The organism is Polaromonas sp. P1_G4 (genome assembly GCF_056405475.1).
The window spans coordinates 1-7,594 of record NZ_JBFUCA010000184.1; the positions used below are offsets into that span (position 1 = coordinate 1).

Here is a 7,594-nt window from a genome sequence, read left to right on the forward strand (position 1 = left end):
CGCCTGGCGTGCATGTTTGTCATGGAACGTGTCTCCTGGATCAAGGAGCGCATGATCCGAACAAAGATACAGGATGGGCAATGCGTTACGCCTGACGTAACGGTGCGCGGGCTTGAATACAATCCGGCCATGCCGCAAGAGTCCAGGTTCAAGCCGACGCATGCCACGCCGAAGCGACTTCTCGCGGACGGGCCGGTGGGAACCTCGACGCGTCCAGGCGACGAGAACGTCACGGCCGTGGCGCGTGCGCTGGCTATCCTCACTGCCTTCGAAGGCGACGAGCTCTTTCTCCCGCTGGCGGAGCTCGCACGCCGTACCAGCATGCACAAACCCACGGTGCTGCGGCTTGCGCGCACGCTCGCTGCAGCCAGATTCCTCGTCAGGCGCGAAGACGGTGCGTGGCGGCTCGGCCCTGCAGTAGGCTGGATGGGCTCCCGCTACCAGGCGCAGTTCGACCTCGACTCCGCCATCGAACCCATCCTTCGCCAGCTTGGTACGGCCACGGGAGAAAGCGCCTCGTTCTTCGTCTTCGAAGGCAACCTGCGCAGCTGCCTGATGCGTTGCGAGGGAACGGCAGGTGTTCAGAGCCAAATTCGCTCTGGCGAGGTTTTTCCCCTGGACCGCGGATCCGCCGGCCGGGTGATTCTGGCCGCCCTGGGCGAACCGGGTGATCTGAATGAGCGCATCCGTCGATGCGGTTTCCACATCACCCGCGGCGAGCGGAACTCGAAAATCGCGAGCGTCTCCGCGGCCGTGCGCGGACGCCATGGCGCCGTGCTGGGCTCTGTCAGCACGGCGGGCCCGGTAGAACGACTGACGAGTGCGGTACTCGCGCGTTACGCGCCCGCCACGGTTCTGGCGGCGAAGCAGCTCGGGCAAACGCTCGGCGCCATGCCTTCCACGGCGCTGCGGGCAACCTGGCATCCGTGATCTGCGTCGCAAACGACGCGAAATGTCACCCGGGCGCACCTGATGTGATGTGATGCACTATCCTGTGCGGCCTGCGAAAAATGCAGCCTCAGCGATGAAGAAATACAGGCTGCCGCTTCTCCACAAACGCTGCCGTTCCCTCCCGTGCGTCTGGCGAAGCCGCGGCGATCATGAACTGCGCGGCCTCGATCGCCAGGCCTTCGTCGATGGAAACATTCAGGCCGCGCGTCACCGCACGCAGCGAGGCTGTCACGGCCACGGCGGAGTTTTCGGCGATGCGGTCGGCCATTCGCAGGCAGGCCGGTATCAGTTCATGGGCCGGCACCACATGGTTGATAAGGCCGATCAGCAGGGCTTCCTCTGCACTGATGGCGTCGCCGGTGAGGATCATTTCGTTGGCGCGCTTGCGCCCTATGTGGCGCGGCAGGCGCTGCGTGCCGCCAAAGGGCGGTGGAAAGCCCAGCCGGATTTCGGGCTTGGCAAAGCTGGCATGTTCCGCCGCGATGGCCAGGCTGCAGGCTTCCATGGTTTCACAACCGCCGCCGAAGGCGATGCCGTTGACGGCCGCGATGATGGGTTTGGGATAGTTTTCGATGCGCCTGGTCATGGCCTGGCCGCGCATCACGAAGTTGCGCCACGCTGCCTCGGGCGAGGTGGCTATGTCGGCTGCGAAGCCCGCAATGTCGGCGCCCGCACTGAAGGCTTTATCGCCCTGCCCCGTCAGCACCAGGCAGCGCACGCTGTCGTCGCGCTCCAGGGCGTTCAGCCTGTCCATGAGCTCATCGATCAGGGCGTAGTTCAGTGCGTTCAGTTTCTCGGGCCGGTTCAGGGTCAGTATCACGTGTTGGCCGCGGCGCTCAGTTTCTATCAGCATGGGGCCTCCTCAGGTTTTCGGGCAATAGCGTCGGGGGATACAAATGACAACACACCGCAACCGCGCGGGGCGCCCACAAAATAAGTCGCGGCTTGCGGCGTGACAAAGGACTGGCCGCTTTCCAGCACCACGTCGCTGTCCCGGCGTCCAGCCAGCGCATCGCTGGTGATCCAGAGGCAACCCCCAGTGCAGGCCAAAACCTGGCCGCGCGGCAAGCGCAAGGGTTTGGGGATGGACCCGAGCTTCAGCGGGGTCTGTGGAGTTTGTAGGGTTTGCAGGGCATGCATGGCGGACTCCTTGAAAAGTGTGGTTTGATTCTTCTTTGGAACCGGTCCGCGCGGCCGGATGGTTTGTCATACGGGGTATTCCAATCATTCATGCCATGCTGAAMAGCCCTTCCACCAGCGCACTGCGCGCCATGTCGCTCGATGCCATCCGCGGCTTCGAATCCGCCGCGCGGCACCTGAGCTTTACCGCTGCCGCCGAAGAACTGTGCATCACGCAGTCGGCCGTGAGCAAGCAGGTGAAAAGCCTGGAAGATGCCTTGGGCACCACCCTGTTCGTGCGTGGCGGCAAGGGCCTGAGCCTGACGCCGCAAGGCCGTGAGCTTTATGAGGTGGCCCGCGCCGCGCTGGCGCAGCTGGCCTCGGCTGTCGACCGCCTGCTGGCGGTGGACAGGGTCTCTGTAGCGGTCACCACCACGCCCTCCTTCGCCGCACTGTGGCTGGCTCCCAAGCTTGCCAAATTCCAGTTGCTGGAGCCTGCCATCGATGTACGCGTCGACGCCACAGAAACGCGTGTCAACCTGGAGCGCGAAGGCATGGACCTGGCTGTGCGGCTCTACCCCGTGCTGCAGGGCGGCGAAGACCCGCCACCCCTGCTGCAGGAGCAGGCCCTGCTGGTGGCGGCGCCGGCCGTCGCGGCACGCATCCATGCCGCCGCCGATATCCTGACTACGCCGCTACTGGTCTATTACGACCCGGCCACACGTTTCCCCTGGATGTCGTGGCCGGACTGGTACGGGCGCCTGGACTTGAGGCAATCGGCGCAGCAGCCTTGTTTGTATTTTTCGCAGTACGAACATGTGCTGACCGCCGCCGTGCAAGGCGCGGGCATAGGCATAGGCCGCACGCCGCTGGTGTTACCGTTGCTGCGGAGCGGCCAGCTCATGGTGGTCTTGCCGGGCCAGACGGTGCCGGGCCTGGGCTACCGCATCGTCACCTCAGCCCACAGCACGGAGCGGCCCGCCGTGCAGAAGTTTCGCGCCTGGCTGGAGCGCGAACTCGCGCTTGAAGCCATAGGCTAAGCCCAGGCGCCGGTAGCTTCCAGCACCGGGGAGAGTTCTGCCTCGCCCCAGCGCAGCGGCAAGGAAGATTCCACCAGCTGCATGGTTTGCACCTTGAAACGCATCAGGCGCTGTGCGCCGGCGAAGGACTGCACCTCGGGCCCGTCCCAGATGATGTCAGCCGTGACGGCCAGATACAGCAGGTCGCCGGTGTCGAAGTCGATGAACAGCAGGCCGGCGCGCGGGTTCACCACGAGGTTACCCAGGGTGTTGAAGAAGTAGTTGCCGACGAAATCCGGCACGGTCAGGGTGCCGTCGGCCTCCACGCGCACAAAACCGGGCTTGCCGCCGCGGTGGGACACGTCCACGCCGCCGGCGCGGCCGGCTTGCTCACCGTTGCCCGCATAGGCTGTGGCGATGAACAGCGTGTCGGCCTGCTCGATCATGCGGCGCGCCGCGTCATTGAGCTGCGCCGACGCGTGCACCACCGGCCCCGCTGAAGACGTGGAGCGCTCCATATACACCGGCTCGCGCGCCTGGATGTATTTGGGGCAGTTGCCGAAACTCTGGCTCAGCTCCACAGCGAAGCCCGAGGCACTCACGCCGCGAACGATGCCGTTCATGCGGTTGCGCCTGCGCGTGTGCGGCTCGATGCCCAGCAGACCTATCGCGGCGCCATCTGCCAGCGTGCCTTGCAAGGGATCACCTGCGAGCGGCTGGGCGCGCAGCACCAGATGATGCGCATCGGGCGAGTGGATAAAACCCGGCGGCTGGGCCAGCACCGAGGCCCAGGGCTGGCCGCTCGCGTCCACCGTGCCGGCGACCACAAAAGGCAACTGCTCAAAAAACTCGCGGTGCTGGTCGGGCATGAAGTCGCGGATCACACGCGGGCCGATTTCCGCCATGCGCGCACGCACGGCCGCGCCCACGCGCGCTTGCGCGGCGCGCTCGCCCTCGTGGAAAGTGGCGGTGCTCATGCGGCCAGCCCTATCGGGCTCCTGACCATGGGCACAAAGCGCGGCAAGGCCTCAATGCGGGCCAGCCAGGCGCGTATGCGCGGGTAGGCTTCCAGCGAGACCTTGCCCTCCGGCGCATGGGCCGAGTAACTGTAGTTGGCGATGTCGGCCAGTGTGGGGGTGCTGCCCGCGAGAAAAGCCGACTGGCCCAGTTGCTGCTCCATCACCGTGAACAGGGCATGTGCACGCTCAATGGCTTCCGGGTTTTCCGGCCGCTTGAACAGCTGGATGACGCGCGCGGCAGCCGGGCCGGAGGCGAGCTGCCCCGCAGCGACCGACAACCAGCGCTGCACCGCCGCAGCAGCCAACGGGTCGCGCGGCAGCCATTGCTCGGCATCCGGCGCGTAGCGTGCGTTGAGGTACACCAGGATGGCGTTGGAATCGGCCAGCGTGACTTCACCGTCCTGGATCACCGGCACCTGGCCGAAGGCGTTCATGGCCAGGAAGGCCGGCGTCTTGTGCCCTTTGGTGGCCAGGTCGATCTCGATGCGCTCGAAGGGCAGGCCCAGCAGCGAGAGAAACAGTTCCACCCGGTGCGAATGGCCGGAGATGGCGACGCGGTACAGGCGTATGGGTTGTGCGGGCGGGGCTTTGGCGGCGGGTGTGCTCATGACGGGCTTTCGGCAGGTTGAAGAATTTTGCTCTCGGGAATGGATTTTGTTTGAACCGTTATCTTGAATAAATGGCTTTCAAGGTATTTAACTAATCCACTAACTGGATGAATCCCCGCAACAGGCGTAGCATGTCGCCATGGACAAACTCCGGGCCATGCAGGCCTTTATTCACATTGCCGAACAAGGCAGCCTTACGGCCGCGGCCCAGGTCATGGAGTCCTCGTTGCCGGCGATGGTGCGTACGCTGGCCGGCTTCGAGGCCCAGCTGGGTGTGCGCCTTTTCAACCGCACCACCCGGCGCATCTCACTGACCGAGGAAGGCCGGCGCCACCTCGAAAGCTGCCGCCAGCTGCTGGCCACACTCGCGGATGCAGAAGCGGCGCTGACCGCCGACGCGGCGGAACCCGCGGGCCACCTGACCATTACCGCACCCATGCTGTTCGGCCAGATGCATGTGGCGCCCGCCGTCACGCGCTTTGTGCAGCAGCACGAGAAGATGCGCTGCTCCATGGTGCTGCTGGACCGCGTGGTGAATCTGCTCGAAGAAGGCATCGACGTCGGCATTCGCATCGGCGAGCCTGAAGACTCCAGCCTGGTGGCGCAGAAGGTGGGCACCATCCGCCGCCTGGTGGTGGCCAGCCCCGCCTGGGTTCGCCGCCACGGCGTACCAAAACACCCCAAGGACCTGCTCAAGGCCAACTGCGTGCGACTGACAGACCATTCCCCCACATGGGGCCCGTTCATAGACCAGGGCCGACCGCTTCGGCTTGCCGTCAGTGGTAATCTGGAGTTCAACCAGATCGCGCCGGCCGTGGCGGCCTGCGCGGCGGGTGCGGGATTCGGTTCGTTCTTGTCTTACCAGGTGGCGCCGTTTTTAAAGACCAAACAATTGCGCACCGTGCTGGAGGGTTTCGAGCCGCCGCCCCGGCCCATCAACATTGTTTACCCGCACGCCCGGCTGCTGCCCATGCGCACGCGGGTGTTCATTGAGTGGATGAAAAARGAGCTCCGGGAATTCCAGTCTTGAGAGCCGGCATCAAGGCACCCGAAAAACAACGTCAGCAGACACCAGAACAAGGACAGCGAATGCAGACTTTTGATTTTGACCTTTTCGTGATCGGCGGCGGCAGCGGCGGTGTGCGCGCCGCGCGCATGTCGGCCCAGCGCGGCGCCCGTGTGGGACTGGCCGAATTCGCTGCGATGGGCGGCACCTGCGTGAACGTGGGCTGCATTCCCAAAAAGCTCTACAGCTATGCGGCCCACTACGGCGACAGCTTTGAAGAGTCGCGCGGCTTCGGCTGGGTCGGCGAGGCGCCGGTGTTTGACTGGGACACGCTCAAGGCCAACCGTGCCCGCGAGATTTCGCGGCTCAACGGCATTTATGTGCAGCTGCTTGAAAGCGCTGGCGTGCAGATCATCACCGGCTGGGCGCGGCTGCTTGACGAGCACACCGTCGAGGTCGACGACAAAAAATTCACGGCCAAAAGCATCCTGATCTCCACAGGTGGTACCGCCACAGTGCCTGCCGTGCCGGGACGCGAGCATGTGGTGACCTCGGACCACATGTTTGACCTCAATCCCTTCCCGAAGCGCCTGCTGGTGGTGGGCGGCGGCTACATAGCCTGCGAATTCGCCTCGATCTTCAACGGACTGGGTTCACAGGTCACCCAGGTCCATCGCCGCGACATGCTGCTGACCGGTTTTGACGATGACGTGCGGCGCTTCATTGCCGCCGAGATGAGCAAGACCGGCATCACCCTGCAGCTGGGCGCAGAGATCGCGGCCATCGCCAAAACCGCCACAGGCCTGCAGGTGACGCTCAAGGACGGCGCAAGCCTGGAGGTGGACACCGTGCTCTACGCCACGGGCCGGATTCCCAATGCGAACGGCATCGGGCTTGAAGCCGCCGGTGTGGCCGTCAACGCAGCCGGTGCGATCCAGGTCAATGCGCACTACCAGACCTCGGTGCCGTCCATCTATGCGTTGGGCGACGTGACGGCGCGCATGCAGCTGACACCGGTAGCCCTGGGCGAAGCCATGGTGGTGGTGGACCAGCTCTTCGGCCCCGCCGCCGGCAAGAAACCGCGCAGCATGAGTTATGAATTTGTGCCGACCGCCGTCTTCACCCATCCCAACATCGGCACGGTCGGCTATTCAGAGGCCGATGCGCGCGCGAAGTTCGGCAAAGTCACAGTGTTCCGCGCCGACTTCAAGGCCCTCAAGCACACGCTGAGCGGCAGCACCGAACGCACGCTCATGAAGCTGCTGGTCGAAGACGCTACCGACCGCGTGGTCGGCCTGCATATGGTGGGGCCGGACGCCGGCGAAATCGTGCAGGGTTTTGCCGTGGCCATGAAGGCCGGTGCGACCAAGGCAATATTTGACAGCACCATCGGCATCCACCCGACCGTCGCCGAGGAATTCGTGACGATGCGCGAACCGGTCAAGGACTGATTTCAGGAAATATTAATCCGCGTCCGGGTCTTCGGGCGTATCTGCATCCGGCTCACGGTCTTTCAGGCGTTCGTCGAGGCGCTGGCGGATGGTGCCGGCTTCCCCGAGGAACTGCGCCAGGGGCACAGCCGGCGCCATGCGCAGGGATGGCGGGTAGAGGGTGGACATGTAGAGCTTGTTGGACAGGCGCTTGTTCTGCAGCCAGTTGGTGCCCAGCATGGCCACAATGCCCAGCACGGCCACGCCGGCCACCAGCCCCGCCAGTCCGCGGCGGCGCTGCGGCACGATGACGGTCAGGTGCACATAGATGGCCGCAGCCGCCCCCAATAGCAGCAGCGGCGTCTCAAAGCGCGCAAGGCTTTCTAGCGAGAACATGAAAGCCAGCAGGCCAGCCAGCGTGGCTACCAGCTGTATCGCCACC

8 protein-coding genes and 1 pseudogene are annotated in these 7,594 nt (G+C 64.6%); 4 read left to right on the forward strand and 5 right to left on the reverse strand.

Annotated elements, in window-relative coordinates:
• Nucleotides 1–129 precede the first annotated feature (129 nt).
• Complete coding sequence (locus AC1D1X_RS11060; protein ID WP_477668929.1) at nt 130–930, forward strand: IclR family transcriptional regulator; 801 nt, start codon at nt 130–132, stop codon at nt 928–930.
• A gap of 88 nt (nt 931–1,018) precedes the next feature.
• Here the strand turns inward: AC1D1X_RS11060 and AC1D1X_RS11065 are convergent, their stop codons facing one another.
• A complete protein-coding gene (locus tag AC1D1X_RS11065) occupies nt 1,019–1,804 on the reverse strand; it encodes a crotonase/enoyl-CoA hydratase family protein (protein ID WP_477668601.1) in 786 nt (261 codons plus the stop codon).
• Nucleotides 1,798–2,091 (reverse strand): DUF2917 domain-containing protein, encoded by a 294-nt coding sequence (locus AC1D1X_RS11070; protein WP_477668602.1) that lies wholly within the window; start codon nt 2,089–2,091, stop codon nt 1,798–1,800. The genes AC1D1X_RS11065 and AC1D1X_RS11070 overlap by 7 nt, the downstream gene beginning before the upstream one ends.
• Nucleotides 2,092–2,186: 95 nt before the next feature.
• Between AC1D1X_RS11070 and AC1D1X_RS11075 the strand changes: the two genes are divergently transcribed.
• A complete protein-coding gene (locus tag AC1D1X_RS11075; RefSeq protein WP_477698279.1) occupies nt 2,187–3,110 on the forward strand; it encodes a LysR substrate-binding domain-containing protein in 924 nt (307 codons plus the stop codon).
• Here AC1D1X_RS11075 and AC1D1X_RS11080 read toward each other — a convergent pair.
• Together AC1D1X_RS11080 and AC1D1X_RS11085 are read right to left on the reverse strand one after the other, a co-directional pair.
• Entirely contained in the window at nt 3,107–4,066 is a 960-nt protein-coding gene (locus AC1D1X_RS11080; protein ID WP_477668604.1) for a pyridoxamine 5'-phosphate oxidase family protein, read from the reverse strand. The two genes, AC1D1X_RS11075 and AC1D1X_RS11080, sit on opposite strands and share 4 nt — an antisense overlap.
• Nucleotides 4,063–4,716, reverse strand: coding sequence for a glutathione S-transferase family protein (locus tag AC1D1X_RS11085; protein ID WP_477668605.1), 654 nt, complete (start codon nt 4,714–4,716; stop codon nt 4,063–4,065). Before AC1D1X_RS11085 ends, AC1D1X_RS11080 begins: the two co-directional genes overlap by 4 nt.
• 139 nt (nt 4,717–4,855) lie before the next feature.
• Here AC1D1X_RS11085 and AC1D1X_RS11090 point away from each other — a divergent pair, with 139 nt between their 5' ends.
• Together AC1D1X_RS11090 and gorA are read left to right on the forward strand one after the other, a co-directional pair.
• Nucleotides 4,856–5,746: a LysR family transcriptional regulator gene (locus AC1D1X_RS11090; RefSeq protein WP_477668606.1), complete on the forward strand. Its 891-nt coding sequence runs from the start codon at nt 4,856–4,858 to the stop codon at nt 5,744–5,746.
• A 59-nt stretch (nt 5,747–5,805) separates the two neighbouring features.
• Complete coding sequence (gene gorA, locus AC1D1X_RS11095; protein ID WP_477668607.1) at nt 5,806–7,173, forward strand: glutathione-disulfide reductase; 1,368 nt, start codon at nt 5,806–5,808, stop codon at nt 7,171–7,173.
• Between the two features lie 12 nt (nt 7,174–7,185).
• Here the strand turns inward: gorA and AC1D1X_RS11100 are convergent.
• A pseudogene (locus AC1D1X_RS11100) lies at nt 7,186–7,594 on the reverse strand (FHA domain-containing protein); the annotation flags it as partial.